The following is a 20,155-nucleotide window of genomic DNA, read 5'->3' on the forward strand; positions in this document are numbered from 1 at the left end:
TTCCTGAGGAAGGCTCGTCCGCTCAGGGTAAGTCGGGACCTAAGGTGAGGCCGAAAGGCGTAATCGAAGGACAACAGGTTGAAATTCCTGTACCACCGTAAACCGTTATGAACGATGGGGTGACGCAGGAGGGTAGTGACGCGGACTGATGGATGTCCGTCCAAGCAGTGAGGCTGATGTGTAGGCAAATCCGCACATCGTAAGGCTGGGCTGTGATGGGGAGTGAAAATTACAGTAGCGAAGGTCATGATCTCACACTGCCAAGAAAAGCCTCTAGTCAGGTGAAGGTGCCCGTACCGCAAACCGACACAGGTAGGCGAGAAGAGAATTCTAAGGCGCGCGGAAGAACTCTCGTTAAGGAACTCGGCAAAATGACCCCGTAACTTCGGGAGAAGGGGTGCCTCGGTAGGGTGAATAGCCCGAGGGGGCCGCAGTGAAAAGGCCCAAGCGACTGTTTAGCAAAAACACAGGTCTGTGCGAAGCCGTAAGGCGAAGTATACGGGCTGACGCCTGCCCGGTGCTGGAAGGTTAAGGGGAGCGGTTAGGGGTTAAACCCGAAGCTGTGAACCGAAGCCCCAGTAAACGGCGGCCGTAACTATAACGGTCCTAAGGTAGCGAAATTCCTTGTCAGGTAAATTCTGACCCGCACGAATGGCGTAACGACTTGGGCGCTGTCTCAACGAGAGATCCGGTGAAATTTTAATACCTGTGAAGATGCAGGTTACCCGCGACAAGACGGAAAGACCCCATGGAGCTTTACTGCAGCTTGATATTGGATTTGGGTACGATCTGTACAGGATAGGTGGGAGCCTAAGAAGCATGAGCGCCAGCTTGTGTGGAGGCGACGTTGGGATACCACCCTGATCGTATCTAGGTTCTAACCTGGTACCGTGATCCGGTACGGGGACAGTGTCAGGCGGGCAGTTTGACTGGGGCGGTCGCCTCCTAAAGAGTAACGGAGGCGCCCCAAGGTTCCCTCAGAATGGTTGGAAATCATTCGAAGAGTGCAAAGGCATAAGGGAGCTTGACTGCGAGACCTACAAGTCGAGCAGGGACGAAAGTCGGGCTTAGTGATCCGGTGGTACCGCATGGAAGGGCCATCGCTCAACGGATAAAAGCTACCCTGGGGATAACAGGCTTATCTCCCCCAAGAGTCCACATCGACGGGGAGGTTTGGCACCTCGATGTCGGCTCATCGCATCCTGGGGCTGAAGTAGGTCCCAAGGGTTGGGCTGTTCGCCCATTAAAGCGGTACGCGAGCTGGGTTCAGAACGTCGTGAGACAGTTCGGTCCCTATCTGTCGTGGGCGTAGGAAATTTGAGAGGAGCTGTCCTTAGTACGAGAGGACCGGGATGGACGTACCGCTGGTGCACCAGTTGTTCCGCCAGGAGCATGGCTGGGTAGCTACGTACGGACGGGATAAGCGCTGAAAGCATCTAAGCGTGAAGCCCCCCTCAAGATGAGATTTCCCAATTAGTAAGACCCCTTGAAGACGACGAGGTAGATAGGTTGGAGGTGGAAGTGCAGCAATGCATGGAGCTGACCAATACTAATCGGTCGAGGGCTTATCCAAATATATTTCAATGTGCTGCAAATTCGTTTCGTATCTAGTTTTCAGGTGATCAAACATCTGAACCGTTTGGTGGCGATGGCGGAAGGGTTCCACGCGTTCCCATACCGAACACGACCGTTAAGCCTTCCAGCGCCGATGGTACTTGGACCGAAGGGTCCCGGGAGAGTAGGACGTCGCCAAGCGAAAAACCACTGTCGATGTAATCGATGGTGGTTTTTATTTGTTTATGGGACTTTTGATGCTTTGCCGTATTAAGAGGTCCAACGCTTAAAATAGCACCAAACGTAAGTGCTAGCGGCTTTTCTGTTATATAACATGATCATAAAATTGACGTAAACAGATGAAGATTTTGTTACCGATACCACACCGAAAATCAGTATAATAGAATTAGGCATAATCGGGTAAGTGTTTACCGATTTACGCAGGCTATAGGAATGAAGGCCTGATTGGAAGGTTCTCCATTAACCAACCAACTATGAATACTCATCTGGAGACCGGTTATTGTGGGGGAAGGAGGACAATGACATGTTGCGTAAAAGTGGTCTGCATGTGGCAGGAATGATCTGTGCGGGTACGATACTGTTAATCGGATCCGGATGCGGGGCATCCACGGAACCAAGCTGGAAATCCTTTGACGGGGCAGCGAATGTGAAATCATTCCCGGTTCCGAAGGAAGCGAATAAAACGGAGCAGACGACAGGCAATAGTGACTTGGATTATGTACGCTATGCGCTTCCAGGCTTGAAGGAAGACGACAGTATTCCTGAGCCTTACTTGGATGAAATCGAGTCCTGGGGATGGAAGCAGAAGGAAGTTGAAGACAACGGGTCTTCGTTAGTGTTTGAAAAAGGTAAAAGTATCGTCCACCTGTCGGTGCAAGACGATTTTCTCATAATCACGGTTCCTACTCAGCTTAAGAAACAAGTCATACAAGGATTGGAAAGCAATAAAGCGAATGAATAAAGACCTCTTCCGGCTTCGGAATGAGGTCTTTATTTCATGTACAAGAGAATATGGTTACAACGCTATGTAGTAAATTCAAACACGAAAAATCCTTTACTTTATTGCTGGTAGTATGAGATATCCTGCTCATTCATTTTTAACATCCCGTCTTTGCGCTGACCGCTCAGGCGCAGCATGGTATAACCTCGCGGAAGAAGCAGCCATAGATGCCAGAACACAATCGCAATGGCAAACGGCAGCGATGACCAGAAGGCCATGATAGCGCTTAAGACTATCCCTACCCAACAGGTATAGAACTGCACCAACATGAATACGCGACGGCTGACATGTTGATCTGGGATATAACCAAGCCAAGGCAGCCTCAGCCTGAAGCGCCAGCGCTTCCGATAGCCTGTTCCCAGGAGGACAAGCACGGTATGACCGATAACGTACTGGATCCATAACATAAGCGGAAAAGCGATGAGCATATAGAGCAGAATGTACGGAGACACCCATAGGGTCCCTGCAGCTGCAGCAAGCCAAGGCAGACTTAAGTAGAGGATGAGCAAGCTTTTGGAAAACTGGATTTTCTTGATTAAGCGGTAGTGATAAAAGGTGGCTTGACCGTGTGGATCTGCCATTGGGCTATGCCGTCCCCCTTTAAATAGAAGATAAATTTCGATAGACGAGAAGTTTTAGTCTTTTATGTTTTTATCGGACAAAATCATATTTTTATTAAGCTGAAAAAAAGGTACAGACACAAGGCCATCAAGGGGTACATATAAATAAAGCGTAGAAAGATATCCTATGAAAAGGTTTAAAATAATAGAAACTGTGTCATACTAATAGGAAAAGGATCAAGGTGGGATGGTTATGGAAGAATTGACCGAACACGTATGTATCATATGCAATCAGTCGAAGACCGATGGAATCACCATTGTATCGCAATTCGTATGCGAGGAATGTGAATCGGAAATCGTCCATACCAGTGCGGAAGATGCCAAATATCATTTTTTTATCCGTCAATTAAAACAGATTGCGATGCCGAAGAATGCATAGGCGCGGGTACGCGTGTTAAATGGGCCTGAAGTAAGGGCCTTTTTTTGTTTAGAGAGGATTTTCAGGACATGGAAACGTAGGCGTAGGTTTCAATTTGCGTTAAAATAGGTTAGAGAATGTAATCCGAAGGGATATGTCGATGACTACACATAGAGAGCGTGCCCCACTTACTGAAGCTTTAAGGTTATACCGGGAACGCGGGGCTTCATCTTTTCATGTACCCGGCCATAAGAACGGCAGGGTATACGGGGCAGAAGGTGGCGCAGCGGAGATGCTGCGAGAGGCAATGCGCATCGATGTGACGGAAATTACCGGAACCGATGATTTATTTCATCCGGAAGGCGTGATTCAGGAAGCGCAGGAGCTGGCTGCCGATTGTTTTGGCGCCGAAGAAAGCTTTTTCCTGGTGGGCGGAAGCACGGCCGGCAATCTGGCGCTGATCCTGACGGTATGCCGTGAGCCGGGCGATCTCGTGCTGGTGCAGCGGAACGTACATAAGTCCGTGTTGAACGGATTGATGCTGGCCGGTGCAAGGGCGGTGTTTCTTCAGCCGGAGCTGGACAAGCAGAGCGGTTTAGCCGTTGCCCCATCAGAAGCTACGCTGAGAGCGGCTCTTGAGGCCTTCCCTGAGGCCAAGGGAGCGATCATCACGATGCCGAACTATTACGGGATGGGGAGCGACTTAAGGCCGCTGGCGGAGGCCTGCCATAAGCGCGGAGTGCCGCTGCTGGTGGACGAAGCGCACGGAGCGCATTACGGGCAGCATCCACAGCTGCCGATGAATGCTTTGTCATGCGGCGCGGACGGCGTGGTCCAATCCACGCACAAGATGTTAGCCGCAATGACGATGGGAGCCATGCTGCATGTACAGGGCGGGCTGCTCGACCGGAGCCTGCTGCGCCAGCGGCTGGCGATGGTGCAAAGCTCCAGCCCCTCGTACCCGCTCATGGCTTCGCTGGATCTGGCGCGGCACCTGCTGCACAAGCAGGGCGCAGGCGCCTTCACGGCTGGCCTGGCCGCCGTGGATGCCTTCCGGCGCGGCCTCGCGAAGCTGCCGCGCTTCGGGCTGCTACAGCCGCCGCAGCCCGAGGATAGCGCCGCGGGCACAGCCGCCGCGGCGTATACCCGCCAGGACCCGTTCAAGGCGGTCATTTATGACCGCACCGGGGCCCTTAGCGGGTATGCACTCCAGCGCGCACTGGAGGCGCGCGGCTGTGTGCCGGAGATGAGCGACGAGCTGCGCGTCGTCTTATTGTTTACATTGGGATCGACCCGCGAAGATGCGAATCACGTCTTATGGGCTCTTGTGCATATTGTAGAGCAGGGGGAGAAGACAGATGAGACCGGAATGGAACCAGGCACTGCTGCGGAAGATACGGAATTACTGATCCGGAAATTGCGGGAACAGGGGGATTTCGCGAAGTACGAGCGGCCGGGGATCCACTTGAATGAGGGCTCTTCTCACTTCAATGTCGATGCTAACTTGTTAACTGAAGAAAGTTCGGTCTCCGATGTTTCCACGTGGAACAATTTGCTGCGACAGGCTCCATATTCAGCTCCAGTCCCTTTCTCGCTCAAGCCGATTGACAAGGAGCGATTGGAATCGGTGCCGTTAGCAAAGAGCGCCGGGCGAAAGGCGGCCGAGATGGTTATTCCGTATCCGCCAGGCATTCCGATATTATACCCCGGCGAAGACATAACAGCAGAAATGGAACAGAGAATGCTGGCATTGAGGATGGCCGGGGCCAAGTGTCAAGGAATAACCGATCCCACGCTGCAAACCATTGTCGTTTACAAGGAAACGTAAAGGATGGAAACCTCCGTTATGCGCCGGTACGTAAAACTTGGGCATATGATCAACAAATGATGAAAGCAGGATACGCTATGAATAATCGCAGACCACTATTTATTACCCTAGAAGGAGGAGAAGGTTCCGGTAAGACGACCATGATGGGCAGACTCGCCGCCTTTATGCAGAATCATTCGATCCCGTATCTGATTACCCGCGAGCCTGGAGGCATAGACATCGCTGAGAAGATCCGCTCCATTATTCTGGATCCGGAGCACACCGCGATGGATGCACGCACAGAAGCATTGTTATATGCGGCAGCCCGCCGCCAGCATCTTGTGGAGAAGGTGGAGCCGGCATTAAGGCAGGGATTGACCGTCCTATGCGACCGATTCGTGGACAGCAGCCTGGTTTACCAGGGCTATGCGCGCGGATTGGGCATGGAAGAGGTATGGAGCATCAATCAGTTCGCCATTGATACCCGGATGCCGGATCTGACGCTGTTATTCGATATCGAGCCGAGGATCGGCCTGTCAAGGATCGTGGCGAATGCAGAACGGGAATGGAATCGACTGGATATGGAGAACCTGACATTTCACGAGAAAGTTAGGGAAGGCTATCTATTGGTAGCAGAGCGTAATCCGGATCGAATTCGCATCGTGGATGCTTCCAAGACACCCGCGCAGGTCGAAAGGGAAATGAATCGTCACTTGGAAGACGCGATATTAAAGGATTTTTGAGGTTGTTTGTCAAATAAGTAGTGTTAAGGGCATATGATGCCCAAAATAAACAAGGAGGGTTTACCATGAAATTGATTGTTGCGATTGTCCAGGATAAAGATAGCAACCGTCTCTCCGCCGCATTGGTCAAAGCTAACTTTCGGGCGACAAAGCTTGCAAGTACGGGCGGCTTTCTGAAGGCGGGGAACACCACCTTTATGATTGGGGTAGACGATTCACAGGTTGAAAGTGTGCTCAGCGTCATTCGCACAAGCTGTAAGGTCCGCGAACAGCTGGTCACTCCGGTAACCCCTATGAGCGGTACAACCGATTCCTATTTGCCGCTTCCGGTTGAAGTGCAGGTTGGCGGCGCAACGGTATTTGTACTCCCTGTAGAACGTTTCGAACATTTCTAAATTCATTCTCTAGATCTGCGATAGATACGTAACGGATGTTTTTATTGGGATATTTGACGGCTGTGTTCTCCTGTATTGAAAGTCTTCTGAACCACTTCTGTATCATAATAAAAATAGTTACCGTAGATCGCTGCAATCGGGAGATGATCTTTCATAAATGGATATTGTAGATGGACTCCGGATAAAGCACCCTGTATTTCGATCAATGTCGGCGAATCGCTTGACAAGATAACCATTTCAAGGTACGTTCACGTGAGGCATAGGTTGTTCGATATGAACGTACCAGATGCCTCCGTTTTATTAGATGCAACAAATAACGCAATAGGCGGTGGATTCAGGTGAAGATCAATCCGGGCTTTCGGCCCATGAAAAGCGAAATCACGGTGCCGGATGGCAACGCCAGACCGATTCAGAAGCGATCGTTCTCGGATATGATGCAGCAGCAGGGAGAACGTGCGACCCATGAAGAGCTGAGTCGTCAAATGCGTGAAATTGCAATGCAAGGGGATCGTTTGGCCAAAGCGATGACCGTTCGAGAGCTAAAGGCATATAAATTGATGGTTCGCCGATTCTTGGAGGAAACAGTTCGTCGCGGGGTAAAAATGAAGGAAACACGAGGCTGGGACCGCCGGGGGCGCGGCAAGCGCTATAACGTAATCGATGAGGTCGATTCGGCGCTGCTCGAGATGGCGGATGAGCTGCTGGATACAGAGCAGGGGAGAATTGATCTGCTGAACAAGGTAGGGGAAATCCGAGGCATGTTGATCAATCTTGTATTCTAGCCGCAAGCAGTAAGGAAGTTACTTGAAATGATGGAGTGTTCCGTAATAGAGGATCATGAAGGATTGGTAGAAGGTGAGGACATATGTCTTTTAACGATATCGTAGGTCAAGAGACTGCGAAGCAACTGCTGCAAAATGCCTTGCGCCGTAATGCTGTCAGTCATGCCTATCTGTTTAGCGGCCCAAACGGTGCCGGACAGATGCAGACGGCGCTTACGTTTGCCAAGGCATTGTTTTGTACGGAACGGGAAGACGATGCTTGCGGGCAATGTTTGGAATGCCGCAAGGTGGAGCACGGCAACCATCCGGATCTGACGATGGTCGAGCCGGATGGGGCCAGCATCAAGATCGATCAGATCCGCGATCTTCAGCGGATATTCTCCTATCGATCGGAGAACCGGAATCCCAAGGTATATATTATTGACCGTGCGGAGAAGATGACCACGCAGGCAGCCAACAGCCTGCTGAAATTTCTTGAGGAGCCGCAGGCGCCTGCCGTCGCCATACTGATTGCCGAGAATGGACAAGCCCTTCTGCCCACCATTCAATCACGATCACAGCTAGTCCCGTTCCGGGCCCTTGATCCGCAGATGATGGAAAAGGTCCTTGTAGGTGAGGGCTATCCTGCCGCGCTTGTACGCTGCGCTGTTCATCTGGCGTCCGGACTTGACGAGTGCAGGAAAATATTGAATGAGAATTGGTTTGCAGAAATTAGAAACGTAGTGTTACAATTAGGGAAGGAGTCTTTGACCCGCAGTGGCTCTGCGATGATCACCGCGAGTCAAAAAGTGTTCAAAACCGAACTCTCCGATCATCTGGACTTATTGTTCAGTATGTTTCATTTATGGTTTAAGGACATGATCCATGTCCAGTATGGAAGGAAAGAGTCTCTCGTTTTCATAGATCAGGCAGAGTATATCACTGGTCATGCATCAGCCCGCAGCACAGCACAGTGGGTGTCATACATGGATTTGGCCGCAGAGTGTCAGAAGAAGTTACGCTATAATGTCAATGGACAGCTCAGTTTAGAGCAGTTATTGATGGGTTTGGGCGGTAACACTCCGGCGTGAGCACACCCCCAGGCCCGAAGAATGGCCAATATGTACAGGCACAAGGGGGTTTATTTTTGTACAGTGTAGTAGGTGTCCGCTTTAAGAAAGCGGGCAAAATATATTACTTTGATCCGCTCGACCTCCCCGTGGAGAAGGAACAATCCGTAATTGTGGAAACCGCGAGAGGGATCGAGTATGGTCAAGTTGTGATAGGAAAGAAGGAGGTAGGTGAATCCGACGTTGTCCTTCCCCTCAAGAAGGTCATTCGTATCGCTGGTGACTCCGATGCCCGTGTGGTTGAAGAGAACAAACAAGCGGCGAAGGATGCATTCACCACCTGTTTAAATAAAATTCGGGATCACGAACTGAAAATGAAGCTGGTCGATGTGGAATTTACCTTTGACCGAAACAAAATCATTTTCTACTTCACGGCGGAAGGCCGTGTGGATTTCCGTGAACTGGTTAAGGATCTGGCCAGCATATTCCGAACAAGAATCGAACTTCGCCAGATTGGAGTTCGCGATGAAGCCAAAATGCTCGGCGGTCTTGGACCTTGTGGACGCGTACTGTGCTGTTCCTCATGGCTTGGTGATTTTGAGCCGGTATCGATCAAGATGGCAAAGGATCAAAGCCTATCGCTCAATCCGACTAAAATTTCCGGGCTATGCGGAAGATTGATGTGCTGCCTGAAGTTTGAGCATGATAATTATGAAAGCGTGAAAGAAGAGCTTCCATCCGCTGGGAAACTGGTCGTTACTTCGCTTGGAGAAGGCAAAGTAGTCGGGCTCAATGCGGATAAGCGGACGGTTCATGTTCAGCTGTTTGAAATTGGAAAGGTCAAGGAACTTCCAATGGATGACGTTGTCATCAAATAGTCCAATAGAATGTTTATTTTCGGGGTGTAGACTTGGAGAAGAAAAACATTTTTGTGCTCATTCAAGAGTTGGAAACACAGATGGGACATATACACAGTGAACTGGGTGGACTTAAGCTGGTCATCAAGGAACTGCTGGAAGAGAACCATCGCCTCAGTCTTGAAAATGAACAGCTCCGGAAAATTTTAAAGAGGGAAGTCAATCCGGCAGAATTGGAAAGCCCAGTTGCTTTACAACCTCAGCCTCATGTGAAGGATGAGGAACATGAAGATGTGGTCGGTGAGGGGTATGATAACCTGGCACGGCTGTATCATGAAGGCTTCCATATTTGCAATGTCTATTATGGACATCTGCGGACGGAAGGGGATTGCCTGTTCTGCTTGTCTTTTCTGAATAAATAAGAAGCCGTAGGGGAAACTGCCTACGGTTTTTTTCTAGAATCGAAAGGTTATACTGTAAGGATCGCGAGTGAAACATATGGCTGCTTGTCATGCAATGTGAAGAGCAGCTTTTTACGTATTTCATATCATCAGGCAAGGGTGGAAAGAGTTACACACCAAAGTAGCGGGGATATAACGAATTATAGAGATAAAGGGTTGAAACCATGAAATTGAAAGAAGTGTTATTGCAACCATCCGAGCGGATCGATGATCTGCTCACCCATGAGCTCGGCATCATTCAAAGCGAAGAGGTATTCAGCTTCTCCATGGACGCGGTCCTGCTTGCCAGGTTTGCCAGCATACCGCGCAGGGGCCGGATTCTGGATATGTGCACGGGTAACGGGGTAATTCCCATTCTGCTGTCGACACGTACAGGCGCGCCGATCGAGGGGATTGAAATTCAGCCCAGACTTGCGGATATGGCCAGACGGAGCGTAGTGATGAATGACCTTCAGGACCAGATCACGATCCATGAAGGCGATCTGCGGGAACTGTACAAGGAAAAGGGATATGGAGCGTATGACCTGATTACGGTCAACCCGCCTTATATGCCGATGAATGGCAGCGACTTGAAGCTGAATGAGCATCAGGCGATTGCGAGGCATGAAATTCACTGTACGCTTGAAGAAGTCATTGAGTCCTGTGCAAGGCTGCTCAAACAAGGCGGGAAGATGAGCATGGTTCACAAGCCTCTGCGGCTGGCGGAGATTATCACCCTGATGAGCAAATACCGGATTGAGCCCAAGGTCATCCGATTTGTGCATCCGCGCGTGAAGATGGAAGCCAACATGGTCCTGATCGAGGGCATTCGGGACGGAAAGCCCGAGGTTCGGCTAAAGCCACCGCTGATTGTGTATGATGAGCAGGGGAATTACGGACCGGATTTTATGGAAATTTACTATGGAACACATGAGGATGAGACAAAAGAATGAGAAATCTTGTGCAACAGAGTTATGCCGACCGGGGAGCGGGAAGTCCGGGTTCGCTGTATTTGGTGGCAACGCCGATCGGGAATTTAGAGGATATAACGTACCGCGCCGTACGCATCCTACAGGAATGCGATATTATCGCGGCAGAGGATACGAGGCAGTCACGCAAGTTGCTGACCCATTTCGAAATTCCGGCTAAACCGCTGTTTAGTTATCACGAGCATAACAAGGCGGCAAGCGGTCCTGAAATCATACGTTATATAATAGAAGGAAAAAATGTGGCACTTGTCAGCGATGCCGGTCTGCCGGCGATTTCAGACCCTGGCAGTGATCTGGTTTCGCTTGCGATTGAGGCAGGAATTTCGGTCATTCCGATCCCGGGAGCCAATGCGGCGTTATCCGCCTTAATCGTGTCGGGTTTGCCGACCGAACGGTTTACGTTTATCGGCTTTTTGCCGCGGGAGCGCAAAGATATCGTCCAACAGCTGCAAGCTTTGCAATCGGCGCAGGGAACGTTATTATTTTATGAATCTCCGCATCGCGTGAAGAAGACGCTGGAGATCCTGCAGGAGGTACTGGGAAATCGGAAGGTGACCTTGGCACGGGAGCTCACCAAGCGCTACGAGGAATTTGTGCGAGGCAGCATTTCCGAATGCCTGGACTGGCTCACGGAGCATCCGCCGCTGGGAGAATATTGTTTGGTGGTGGAGGCCGGCAGTGCAGAAGAGGAGCAGAAAGAGAAAAATGCCTGGTGGCAGGAGCTCTCGCTGGAGGAGCATGTGGGGCACTATGAGCGGGAAGGACTAAGCCGCAAGGATGCCATGAAAAAAACCGCGGGTGATCGCGGCGTATCGAAAAGGGACATCTATAACGCACTCCTGACGGAGTCGTGAATATGGCTTGCCTGGCCCAAGGGGGATAAACAAAAAGCCCCACAAAGTGGACCCAAGCTTCGATGCTTATTCCAAATACTTTACGGGGACCCCAAAACATATAAATGGGATTAAAGAAAGGATACGCTTCACTGAAAACGTATAATTCTTTAATCCCAAAAAAAGACCCTCCTGCGGCCGGGTTCATAGCCGAGGAAGGCACCAAGGAGATATGAAAAAGGTTAGAATTAACAAAATGTAATAATGCTATTATATACTAAAAATCTTAATTTGTCACAGGTGTAGGGATTTCCGAGATACATTCATGGCAAACAATTTTACCTTTGAAGTAAGTGACGTTCTCAGCGTTACCACAGAAGATGCAGGCAGGCTCATATTTCTTAAGCATGATGCGTTCGCCGTCTACATAAATCTCCAATGCATCTTTCTCACCAATTCCGAGCGTGCGGCGCAACTCAATCGGAATGACGACCCGTCCAAGCTCATCGACTTTCCTTACAATTCCTGTTGATTTCATCATAACTTATAAATGCCCCTCTCGCCATAATTTAAAAAAGTCATAATTCGACATAGTTCTAGTTTTTATGTTATTTATAGTACCAACGATTCCCAAAACAGTCAACCTATATTTTTGAAAAATCGGAACCTGTTTACGAAAGTATAGTGAACAAAAGCCTTATATAGCAACGGAATTACCATAATCGAACCAATTTTTGCGGCGATTTTGGATTTGTCGATTTGGAAAGCGTGATTTTACGTTATTCGACATGGTTCGACATTAGATGTCAAAAGAAGTGTTTATCGGCTAAAACTAAAGAGTTAACGAGAAGGAGTTGAGATGAAATGCATTCACCCATTTCGGAAGAAAAAGTGTTTAAGGACCCCGTCCACAATTATATTCATGTGCAGGACGATATTATCTGGCGGTTAATCGATACCCCGGAATTTCAGCGGCTTCGCCGGGTCAGGCAGCTCGGCACTTCTTTCCTGACCTTTCATGGAGCAGAGCACAGCCGATTCTCCCATTCTCTTGGAGTCTATGAAATTACGAGAAGAATCATCTCTCAATTCGAACGGAGAGGGTATTCCGATTGGCCTGCCGAGGAACGGCAAGTTGCGCTCTGCGCGGCGCTGCTGCATGATGTAGGGCACGGGCCTTTTTCGCATTCCATAGAAGAAGCTTTTCATATGAACCACGAGGATTGGACATGCCGGATCCTGCTCGGAGATACTTGCGTCAATCAGGTACTTCAGGAGCTCGGTGCCGATTTTCCCGAGAAGGTCGCCTCCGTTATTAACAAAACCTACGATAAGCCAATTGTCATGAATCTGGTCACTAGTCCGCTGGATGCAGACCGGATGGATTATTTGCTAAGGGATGCTTACTATACGGGAGTCAATTATGGAACGATTGATATCGACCGAATCTTGCGGATGCTGCGGCCGTACCGCGATCGGGTCGTCGTGAAGGAATCGGGCATGCACGCGGTGGAGGATTATCTCATGTCGCGGTATCAGATGTACTGGCAGGTGTATTTTCATCCCGTCACCCGAAGCTCCGAAATCATCCTGCGCCAAATCTTTCGCCGGGCCAAGGAGCTGCATGACCGTGGATATGCTTTCCGTTTCATGATCGAACCGCTTCCTGCGTTGTTTTCGGGGAACATTGGCGTACACCAATACTTGCGTCTTGATGAAGCCTTGATTCAAACGGCCTTTCTGCAATGGACGGAGGAGGAAGACCCGCTTCTTAGCGAATTATGCGGCCGTTTCATGCACCGAAAGCTCTACAAATATGTAGAAATCGACAACATCGATCTGGAAACCATCGACGGGATCCGCCAAGCGTTCCGCGCGGTGGGGCTGCATCCGGAATATGACCTGGAGATTGATTTTCCAACGGATCTTCCTTATGATAAGGTTCATTCCGATATGCCGCTTAACGAGAAACAGATTCTCCTTCTGGACCGGCATGACGAGCTGAGGGAAATCTCGGAGGTATCCGATATCGTACGCTCGATCAGCGGCATTCATAAAGGGCGGTACCATCTTTATTATCCGGAGGAGAAGGTGGGCCCGCTCCTGGGTCAAATGCCGGAGACGATAGCCGACGTTTTCAAACAACAGTATTAAATCAAGCAAAACAGGACAACCGTTAATCCCCTTGCATTCAACCAACTAATGGAAAATAGACGACATAGAAACGACAGGAAGGAGAGTGTGGATAGTATGCTGTTCGACACGCACACTCATATGGACGCTCCCCAATTCGACGAAGACCGGGAAGCTGCAATTCATCGGGCGCTTGAAGCCGGCGTTACGCGGATGATCAATATCGGATTTAACCGGGAGACGATCCCGACCACGATGAAGCTGGCTGAGACTTATGATTTTATATATGCAGCGGTAGGCTGGCATCCTGTAGATGCGATCACCATGGAGGATCAGGACCTGGATTGGATCGCCTCTTTATGCAGTCACGATAAAGTGGTGGCAATCGGGGAGATCGGCTTGGACTATCATTGGGATACGTCCCCCAAGGAAGTGCAGCACCGCGTGCTTCGGCGCCAGATCGGGCTTGCCCGGGAATTGAACATGCCCATTGTCATTCATAACCGGGATGCGCATGAAGATATCGTTAACATTTTGCGTGAGGAAAAAGCCTCTGAGGTCGGCGGTGTCATGCATTCCTTCTCCGGAAGCTGGGAAACGGCCAAAATGTGCCTGGATATGGGATTCCATATCTCGTTTGGGGGGCCGATAACGTTCAAGAATGCGAAGCAGCCCAAAGAGGTTTTGGCAAAGGTTCCGCTTGATCGATTATTGATCGAAACGGACGCGCCTTACCTGACACCTCATCCCTTCCGCGGGAAACGAAATGAGACCGCATATGTAAAATTGGTGGCGGAGGCGGCGGCCGAAATTAGAGGGTTGTCCTATGAGGAATTGGCCCAAATTACCACCAAAAATGCACTGGAACGATTTGGTATTTAACGAAAACAAGAGCAAAAGCCATGAAAAAGGGAGCATTTTCGATTAATTAAAGTTTTTTAATCAGAAAAGGCGTTGATATTACAATATTTTAACCTTTTACTTGAGAAAATGTGGTTGAATGTCGCTTTACAACCTGCATACAAACAGGATATCATCTTTTCAGTGATAAGAAGCTGCGATGTGCAGATCGCAGCCGAATATTTCATGAACCGTCTCGCTTAATCTCCGAAATTCTGGAGAACGGGGGAACCGATACTGCGGTGCATACTGGTCTGGATGCACGAAGCTGTATTTGATTTCTTTTTCGGGTCTTTGGGGTGAATTTGAAGGATCTCGCCATGAGCGGGCATCCGGATATAGGGCGTCTCTCTTACGTCCGAACCCGACAGCTAACTCCGTAAGCGAAATAAGAGGGGAAATCTCGTGCATACCATTTCCATGATTTCATTCATCAGGAAGCCACGTTAGAGCCTCTAGTACTCTTTCAATGGCTTCTTTTATTTTTGAATAATGGAGACGGGTCCATCATACTCTTGGTAAACAGGAGGTGATGGCAAATGGACGGAAGACGGGAATTGACGCAGGGTGTAGATAGATAGCAGGGCGCCCTGTGAGAAAAATTGCTATAGTCACGTCAAATGCATTCATGCGTTTACCTAGACGGCGGGACTATGAAGGAGGATGGAATAGTGGGCATTTTTCAACCTGAAGAAACCCATGAATCACAATCATCCAGCATGTCTTACGCATTGAGATGGAAGCATGACAATTTGCGTCAACTGATGTTGCTCGGCGCCATGGGTGCCGTTACGGTATCACTTCTCATATCGTTGGTTGTACATGACCAGGCAGGCAAGGAAGTTCAGCTTGTCGTCGACGGCCGGGTCACTACGGTGGAAACACGTGGATCGTTGCTGCAGGAATTGCTGGATGAGCAAGCGATCACGTTGAGTCCCCAAGATCAAATTTCGATGCCCCTGAACGGCGCAATCCGGGACGGAGACCGAATTATTATTGACAGAGCTATTCCAGTCAACGTTACGGTAGGCAGCAAAACCAAAACCATATTTACATCCCAGGATACAGTTGATCATGTACTCAAAGAGGCTGGCGTTACGATCCAGGGTGAAGATATAGTACAACCGTCGCAAGACACGAAGCTGACCAGCAATATGAATATCAATGTCGTTCGCGTCACGAAGCAGAAAGTTAAGGAAACGGAAGACCGCGAATTCCGCGTGATCAAGACGGCCGATCCATCGCTTGAAAAGGGCGATAACCGCGTCATTCAGCGGGGCGAGTCTGGTCTTATGGTGAACCATTACGAGAAGGTCTACCACAATGGCAAGCTGGTTTCCAAGACGAAGGTCTCCCAAGAAATCGAACGCAGAACGAAGGATAAAATCATTGCCGTAGGCACGAAAAAAGTGGAGAAGCCTGTTATCGTCCAGGCGGCAGCCACCGATGTAAAAGCTACACCAGCTAAATTGTCCGGCACGAAAAAAGTAACGACCGCCAAGGCTGTGGAGAACAACGTGGTTTCCCGCGCAGGCGTTGATTTTAAATACAAGAAGGTATTGAACAACGTGTCGATGACCGCGTATTCCGCCGAACAGCAAGGAATCGGTACGCGTACCGCATCCGGCACACGCGTTACGGAAGGTCGCACCATCGCCGTTGATCCTAATATCATCCCGATCGGATGGTGGGTTTACATCGAAGGCATCGGCTTCCGCCGTGCTGAAGATACGGGCGGCGCCATCAAAGGCAACAAAATCGATGTCTATTACGATTCGTTGAAATCGGCCATGAATTTCGGCCGGAAGAGCGGCCGCACCGTTTACGTGATCGGTCCGGTTAAACCTGAATTGAACTAGACGCATGAATTCCAATTTACTTTGCCATTCTAATGCTATACTATTTAGCTTATAATATATGATGATCAAGAAGAGGGAATATTTCCTCTTCTTTTGTTTTGTAAAGACCGGAGTAATCAAGGCTAAACGGGTTGAGCCTTAACGTTGTACAGGCCTGCTCTGCTTGGGAAGGAAGAGAACGAACGAATGATTAAAGAAGTGATTGTCGTGGAAGGCAGGGACGATACCGTTGCCATTAAACGGGCCGTAGAAGCCGACACGATCGAAACCGGCGGTTCAGCGATCAACAAGCAAATCCTGAAGCGCATAGCGCTTGCCCAGGAGCGCAGAGGCGTTATCATATTGACGGATCCTGACCATGCGGGTGAACGAATCCGCAAAATCGTGGATCAGGGCGTACCCGGCTGCAAGCACGCCTTCATTCCGGAAGCGGATGCTACAAGGAAAGGGGATATCGGCGTAGAGAATGCCTCGCCAGAGGCGATACGGCGCGCGCTGGAGCGGGTTCACACGTCTTTTGAGGGTGGAGAGAGCCTGATCAGTTTGGAGGATATGCTGGAGGCAGGATTATCGGCTCACCCGGAGGCTGCGGCAAGACGGATGGCGATGGGTAATCTGCTGGGCATCGGATACTGCAACAGCAAGCAGTTCCATAAACGATTGGCCATGTTTCAAATATCGCGGGAAGAATTTCTGGCAGCACTTGCACAGTTGGAAGAAGGGGGCGTTTAGCTAATGAGTCGGATCGAGGATATATCAACACCAAGACGGACGAAGGAGATCATCTCGCGCCATGGATTCTCCTTCAAGAAGAGTCTGGGCCAGAACTTTCTCATCGATCAGAATATTTTGTATAAAATCGTGGAAGCTGCAGGACTGGATGAAGATAAGGGCGCGCTCGAGATCGGACCTGGCATCGGTGCACTGACGGAGAAGCTGGCGCAGACGGCAGGAACCGTCACCGCGGTCGAAATCGATCAGCGCCTGATTCCCATCCTTAGGGAAGTCCTGGAGCCCTACGGGAACGTGAGGGTTCATCATGGGGATGTGCTGAAGGTGGATCTTCACGAGCTGTTCCGTCAAGATTTCGCGGACGTATCGAAGGTAAGCGTGGTTGCCAATCTGCCGTATTACGTGACGACGCCGATTCTCATGAAGCTGCTGGAGGAGAAGCTGCCGCTGGAGAACATCGTGGTGATGATTCAGAAGGAAGTGGCCGAACGGATGGCCGCTGCACCGGGAAGCAAGGATTACGGAAGTCTCAGCATCGCCGTTCAATACTACAGCGAGCCTAAGCTGGTCTGCATCGTGCCGCACACGGTGTTCATTCCGCAGCCGAACGTCGAGTCGGCCGTGATTCGCCTGGCGGTCCGGGAACAGCCGCCGGTCCGCGTGGAAGATGAACGATTCTTCTTCGAGGTGGTCCAGGCTTCATTTGCACAGCGACGGAAGACGATTGCCAACAATCTGAAGAGCCGGTTCTTCCCGGGTGAGGGACGTGAACGGCTGGAGCAGCTGCTGCAGGAAGCAGGGATCGAGCCTTCACGGCGCGGAGAGACGCTTAGCATTGAGGAGTATGCGCGGCTTAGCAACGTGCTGTTTGGCGCCAATATCCGTTGACGCAGCCGTTCAGGGAGTCTCTGGAGCTTACGCATGGCCTCCGCGCGATAAATTGGCGCTGAACAAGAACCAATAGTCACAGTAGCCCATACCATAGGGTAGGGGTGATGTTGTGATGAACTTGGGAGACTTGGTCGTTCGTAAATCCTACGGCGGCGATGTAACGTTCCGGGTAGAAGGCATGCGGCAAAATAACAATATCGTCATCAAAGGGACGGAATTCCGGTTACTGGCCGATGCTCCCGTTGATGATCTGGTTACGGTCCCGCATCCCACCTTAAGCGAACGAACAAAGCAGGCGCAGATCAAAGCCAATGAATCGCTGGACCGCCTGCAGAAGCAAAGACAGGAGCAGAGCGAGCGTCAACTGGCCAGCCTGCGGCATACTGAAGGCGGCCAGCTTGCGGATAAAGGATACTTTGACGTGCCGGGCAAGGTGCTGCATTTGGATGGAGATCCCCAATATCTGAAGAAGAGCATGACCTTGTACAACCAGCTTCGGGTCCCAGCGGAAGGCCATTATATCAATGAGTCGGGGATGGCCGATTCATTATATCGTCTTCTTCCGCGGGTAAGACCTGATATCGTTGTGATCACGGGACATGATGGGGTTCTGAAGAGACGTCAGCCATACGATTTATATAGCCTGGACAGCTATAAGAATTCCCACAACTTCGTCACGGCGATTCAGGTGGCGCGTCAATATGAGCGGAACCTGGATTCCCTGGTCATCGTGGCCGGAGCGTGCCAATCGCATTTTGAGGCACTGCTGCAGGCTGGAGCCAATTTTGCCAGCTCGCCGGGGCGAATCCTCATCCATGCGCTGGATCCCGTTTACGTCGCCGCTAAAGCGGCCTATACGTCGGTCCGGGATACCGTGAACATCCATGACGTGGTCCATCATACGATCAGCGGCAGCCAGGGCGTAGGCGGAATTGAGACGAGAGGCAGCTACCGGATCGGTCTGCCCAAGCTGCAGGATTTGTCCACCTTGAAGGTTACGCCTTCAGTCAGCTAGGCTCCTAATCCGTTCGATCAGAGGTCCAATAACCGCTGGAGAATGAACCAAGAAGAACCCCACTCGCTGGGGTTTTTTTATTTTTCGTTTCCATTCGTTAAGAAAGTTGTCAAAAAAATTACATAAAGCTTGTCAATTTAGCACATATTAAAGCAAATGAGCGCGAGAATGGCAGGGTCAAAAAAAATACATTGACAATATATTTTTGATGCTGATATAATTAATGTTTTTGAATTGACAAATGATGTAATCTTCGGTATAATGGACAAGGAAAGAGGTGGTCGTCGACAATGGCTAAAAATGCGCTGTTGGAAATCAAACGCAGTCTCGATGCCCATTTAGGGCAAAAAATTACGCTTCGGGCAAACGGTGGCCGTCGGAAGACCGTCGAGCGTACTGGTGTTTTGGAAGAAACGTACCCTTCTGTTTTCATTGTGAAGCTGGACCAAGACCAGCAAACTTTTAAACGTGTGTCTTACAGTTATGCGGATATTTTGACCGAAACCGTGGAAATCATGGTCACCGGTGACGACAACGAGATGCGAATCACCTATATCAAGTCATAACGATACGTCATGAGAGCAGTCTCCGCTTACAGGGAGGCTGTTTTTTGTTGCCATCCTTCCGGAGGGATGACAAGGACGGGTTGAACGCATACTAAAGCTGCGCGAAGCTTATCCCAGCCGTTCTATACGCGGTGACGGAGACTTAAGCATGCGTAAGGCCCATGGAAGGCCGCTGCGTCGCGCAGGATGCTGTTCATGCCATACTCAATACATTTTCCAAGGAGGCGGGATTGATGAGCAGAAGAAGACGAAGCATCATGTCCGATCAATTGAAGACCGAATTGGCTAAAGAATTGGGATTCTACGACACCGTGGAAAAAGAGGGCTGGGGAGGCATTAAGGCCAAGGATGCCGGCAACATGGTAAAACGGGCGATTGAGCTCGCCGAGCGGGCAGCCCGCAAATCCGACCTGTAAGAGTATGGCCGCATCGCAGCAGGGTCTTCCGATTAAGCGGAAGGCCCTGTTTGTTTCATCTTTAGCTTCCTGACTCGCAGGAAAAGCTTACGTTATGCGCGTCGATAGGCGTTTTTCTTAAAGCCGGTGCATCGTAAACGTCATCAAACGGTCCCATGACTTCAAAGCCTGAGTTTGTTAATATAGAGGCATTAG

At 50.1% G+C, this 20,155-nt stretch carries 21 protein-coding genes, 2 rRNA genes and 1 riboswitch (1 of these 24 cut by a window edge); of the genes, 21 read left to right on the forward strand and 2 right to left on the reverse strand.

All coding sequences use genetic code 11. The annotated features are described in order from the left end of the window. From MHH82_RS00055 to MHH82_RS00065, 3 genes are all read left to right on the forward strand, one after another. Nucleotides 1-1,573, forward strand: a 23S ribosomal RNA gene (locus MHH82_RS00055); it begins 1,356 nt to the left of the window's first position. A 65-nt stretch (nucleotides 1,574-1,638) separates the two neighbouring features. Then, nucleotides 1,639-1,755: ribosomal RNA gene (gene rrf / locus MHH82_RS00060) — 5S ribosomal RNA — on the forward strand. A 343-nt stretch (nucleotides 1,756-2,098) separates the two neighbouring features. After that, complete coding sequence (locus tag MHH82_RS00065) at nucleotides 2,099-2,536, forward strand: hypothetical protein (RefSeq protein WP_012818298.1); 438 nt, start codon at nucleotides 2,099-2,101, stop codon at nucleotides 2,534-2,536. A 98-nt stretch (nucleotides 2,537-2,634) separates the two neighbouring features. Here the strand turns inward: MHH82_RS00065 and MHH82_RS00070 are convergent, their stop codons facing one another. Continuing rightward, nucleotides 2,635-3,156, reverse strand: a complete 522-nt coding sequence (locus MHH82_RS00070) for a hypothetical protein (protein WP_036661720.1) — start codon at nucleotides 3,154-3,156, stop codon at nucleotides 2,635-2,637. 232 nt (nucleotides 3,157-3,388) lie between these two features. Here MHH82_RS00070 and MHH82_RS00075 point away from each other — a divergent pair, with 232 nt between their 5' ends. The 10 genes from MHH82_RS00075 to rsmI all read left to right on the forward strand — a co-directional run bounded on the left by MHH82_RS00075 (nucleotide 3,389) and on the right by rsmI (nucleotide 11,469). Continuing rightward, complete coding sequence (locus MHH82_RS00075) at nucleotides 3,389-3,574, forward strand: sigma factor G inhibitor Gin (RefSeq protein ID WP_006207397.1); 186 nt, start codon at nucleotides 3,389-3,391, stop codon at nucleotides 3,572-3,574. Between the two features lie 139 nt (nucleotides 3,575-3,713). Continuing rightward, nucleotides 3,714-5,381 (forward strand): aminotransferase class I/II-fold pyridoxal phosphate-dependent enzyme, encoded by a 1,668-nt coding sequence (locus tag MHH82_RS00080; RefSeq protein ID WP_340962441.1) that lies wholly within the window; start codon nucleotides 3,714-3,716, stop codon nucleotides 5,379-5,381. Between the two features lie 77 nt (nucleotides 5,382-5,458). Then, nucleotides 5,459-6,103: a dTMP kinase gene (gene tmk / locus MHH82_RS00085; protein WP_036661716.1), complete on the forward strand. Its 645-nt coding sequence runs from the start codon at nucleotides 5,459-5,461 to the stop codon at nucleotides 6,101-6,103. A gap of 65 nt (nucleotides 6,104-6,168) precedes the next feature. Next, on the forward strand, nucleotides 6,169-6,498 hold the full coding sequence (locus tag MHH82_RS00090; protein WP_006207400.1) for a cyclic-di-AMP receptor: 330 nt from the start codon (nucleotides 6,169-6,171) through the stop codon (nucleotides 6,496-6,498). Nucleotides 6,499-6,836: 338 nt separating this feature from the next. Then, the gene (locus tag MHH82_RS00095) at nucleotides 6,837-7,280 is read left to right on the forward strand and encodes a YaaR family protein (protein ID WP_009591907.1); all 444 of its coding nucleotides are present in this window, start codon (nucleotides 6,837-6,839) and stop codon (nucleotides 7,278-7,280) included. Between the two features lie 83 nt (nucleotides 7,281-7,363). Continuing rightward, nucleotides 7,364-8,350: a DNA polymerase III subunit delta' gene (holB, locus tag MHH82_RS00100; RefSeq protein WP_340962444.1), complete on the forward strand. Its 987-nt coding sequence runs from the start codon at nucleotides 7,364-7,366 to the stop codon at nucleotides 8,348-8,350. A 56-nt stretch (nucleotides 8,351-8,406) separates the two neighbouring features. Next, on the forward strand, nucleotides 8,407-9,207 hold the full coding sequence (locus MHH82_RS00105) for a PSP1 domain-containing protein (RefSeq protein ID WP_009591910.1): 801 nt from the start codon (nucleotides 8,407-8,409) through the stop codon (nucleotides 9,205-9,207). A gap of 32 nt (nucleotides 9,208-9,239) precedes the next feature. Beyond that, on the forward strand, nucleotides 9,240-9,608 hold the full coding sequence (yabA, locus tag MHH82_RS00110; protein ID WP_012818303.1) for a DNA replication initiation control protein YabA: 369 nt from the start codon (nucleotides 9,240-9,242) through the stop codon (nucleotides 9,606-9,608). Nucleotides 9,609-9,811: 203 nt separating this feature from the next. Next, nucleotides 9,812-10,579, forward strand: a complete 768-nt coding sequence (locus MHH82_RS00115) for a tRNA1(Val) (adenine(37)-N6)-methyltransferase (RefSeq protein WP_012818304.1) — start codon at nucleotides 9,812-9,814, stop codon at nucleotides 10,577-10,579. Next, the gene (gene rsmI, locus MHH82_RS00120; RefSeq protein WP_012818305.1) at nucleotides 10,576-11,469 is read left to right on the forward strand and encodes a 16S rRNA (cytidine(1402)-2'-O)-methyltransferase; all 894 of its coding nucleotides are present in this window, start codon (nucleotides 10,576-10,578) and stop codon (nucleotides 11,467-11,469) included. The genes MHH82_RS00115 and rsmI overlap by 4 nt, the downstream gene beginning before the upstream one ends. 265 nt (nucleotides 11,470-11,734) lie before the next feature. On the opposite strand, the gene MHH82_RS00125 is transcribed toward rsmI, so the two are convergent. Continuing rightward, nucleotides 11,735-11,989, reverse strand: coding sequence for an AbrB/MazE/SpoVT family DNA-binding domain-containing protein (locus MHH82_RS00125; RefSeq protein ID WP_006207408.1), 255 nt, complete (start codon nucleotides 11,987-11,989; stop codon nucleotides 11,735-11,737). Nucleotides 11,990-12,312: 323 nt separating this feature from the next. Here MHH82_RS00125 and MHH82_RS00130 point away from each other — a divergent pair, with 323 nt between their 5' ends. The 8 genes from MHH82_RS00130 (at nucleotide 12,313) to MHH82_RS00165 (ending at nucleotide 19,960) form a co-directional block, all read left to right on the forward strand. Further along, a complete protein-coding gene (locus MHH82_RS00130; protein WP_340962450.1) occupies nucleotides 12,313-13,602 on the forward strand; it encodes an HD domain-containing protein in 1,290 nt (429 codons plus the stop codon). 96 nt (nucleotides 13,603-13,698) lie between these two features. Then, nucleotides 13,699-14,463, forward strand: a complete 765-nt coding sequence (locus MHH82_RS00135) for a TatD family hydrolase (protein WP_340969752.1) — start codon at nucleotides 13,699-13,701, stop codon at nucleotides 14,461-14,463. Nucleotides 14,464-14,668: 205 nt separating this feature from the next. Continuing rightward, nucleotides 14,669-14,883, forward strand: a riboswitch (cyclic di-AMP (ydaO/yuaA leader). 269 nt (nucleotides 14,884-15,152) lie between these two features. Then, nucleotides 15,153-16,340: a G5 domain-containing protein gene (locus MHH82_RS00140; protein ID WP_340962451.1), complete on the forward strand. Its 1,188-nt coding sequence runs from the start codon at nucleotides 15,153-15,155 to the stop codon at nucleotides 16,338-16,340. Nucleotides 16,341-16,526: 186 nt separating this feature from the next. Continuing rightward, nucleotides 16,527-17,072: a ribonuclease M5 gene (gene rnmV, locus MHH82_RS00145; protein ID WP_036661712.1), complete on the forward strand. Its 546-nt coding sequence runs from the start codon at nucleotides 16,527-16,529 to the stop codon at nucleotides 17,070-17,072. Between the two features lie 3 nt (nucleotides 17,073-17,075). Then, complete coding sequence (gene rsmA, locus MHH82_RS00150) at nucleotides 17,076-17,960, forward strand: 16S rRNA (adenine(1518)-N(6)/adenine(1519)-N(6))-dimethyltransferase RsmA (RefSeq protein ID WP_192570146.1); 885 nt, start codon at nucleotides 17,076-17,078, stop codon at nucleotides 17,958-17,960. A gap of 115 nt (nucleotides 17,961-18,075) precedes the next feature. Continuing rightward, the gene (gene yabG, locus MHH82_RS00155; RefSeq protein WP_012818311.1) at nucleotides 18,076-18,978 is read left to right on the forward strand and encodes a sporulation peptidase YabG; all 903 of its coding nucleotides are present in this window, start codon (nucleotides 18,076-18,078) and stop codon (nucleotides 18,976-18,978) included. A gap of 290 nt (nucleotides 18,979-19,268) precedes the next feature. Next, a complete protein-coding gene (veg, locus tag MHH82_RS00160; protein ID WP_006207415.1) occupies nucleotides 19,269-19,544 on the forward strand; it encodes a biofilm formation stimulator Veg in 276 nt (91 codons plus the stop codon). A 233-nt stretch (nucleotides 19,545-19,777) separates the two neighbouring features. Beyond that, nucleotides 19,778-19,960, forward strand: coding sequence for a small, acid-soluble spore protein, alpha/beta type (locus MHH82_RS00165; protein ID WP_009591920.1), 183 nt, complete (start codon nucleotides 19,778-19,780; stop codon nucleotides 19,958-19,960). Nucleotides 19,961-20,155 lie beyond the last annotated feature (195 nt).

The organism is Bacillus sp. FSL K6-6540 (genome assembly GCF_038007545.1).

Coding starts and splice junctions, on each gene's coding strand:
- MHH82_RS00165 (WP_009591920.1), top strand. CDS start 19,778: ATGAGCAGAAGAAGACGAAGCATCATGTCCGATCAATTGAAGACCGAA.
- MHH82_RS00080 (WP_340962441.1), top strand. CDS start 3,714: ATGACTACACATAGAGAGCGTGCCCCACTTACTGAAGCTTTAAGGTTA.
- MHH82_RS00115 (WP_012818304.1), top strand. CDS start 9,812: ATGAAATTGAAAGAAGTGTTATTGCAACCATCCGAGCGGATCGATGAT.
- MHH82_RS00135 (WP_340969752.1), top strand. CDS start 13,699: ATGCTGTTCGACACGCACACTCATATGGACGCTCCCCAATTCGACGAA.
- veg (WP_006207415.1), top strand. CDS start 19,269: ATGGCTAAAAATGCGCTGTTGGAAATCAAACGCAGTCTCGATGCCCAT.
- MHH82_RS00070 (WP_036661720.1), bottom strand. CDS start 3,156: ATGGCAGATCCACACGGTCAAGCCACCTTTTATCACTACCGCTTAATC.
- tmk (WP_036661716.1), top strand. CDS start 5,459: ATGAATAATCGCAGACCACTATTTATTACCCTAGAAGGAGGAGAAGGT.
- rsmI (WP_012818305.1), top strand. CDS start 10,576: ATGAGAAATCTTGTGCAACAGAGTTATGCCGACCGGGGAGCGGGAAGT.
- rnmV (WP_036661712.1), top strand. CDS start 16,527: ATGATTAAAGAAGTGATTGTCGTGGAAGGCAGGGACGATACCGTTGCC.
- MHH82_RS00125 (WP_006207408.1), bottom strand. CDS start 11,989: ATGATGAAATCAACAGGAATTGTAAGGAAAGTCGATGAGCTTGGACGG.
- MHH82_RS00075 (WP_006207397.1), top strand. CDS start 3,389: ATGGAAGAATTGACCGAACACGTATGTATCATATGCAATCAGTCGAAG.
- holB (WP_340962444.1), top strand. CDS start 7,364: ATGTCTTTTAACGATATCGTAGGTCAAGAGACTGCGAAGCAACTGCTG.
- MHH82_RS00130 (WP_340962450.1), top strand. CDS start 12,313: ATGCATTCACCCATTTCGGAAGAAAAAGTGTTTAAGGACCCCGTCCAC.
- MHH82_RS00065 (WP_012818298.1), top strand. CDS start 2,099: ATGTTGCGTAAAAGTGGTCTGCATGTGGCAGGAATGATCTGTGCGGGT.
- rsmA (WP_192570146.1), top strand. CDS start 17,076: ATGAGTCGGATCGAGGATATATCAACACCAAGACGGACGAAGGAGATC.
- yabG (WP_012818311.1), top strand. CDS start 18,076: ATGAACTTGGGAGACTTGGTCGTTCGTAAATCCTACGGCGGCGATGTA.
- MHH82_RS00090 (WP_006207400.1), top strand. CDS start 6,169: ATGAAATTGATTGTTGCGATTGTCCAGGATAAAGATAGCAACCGTCTC.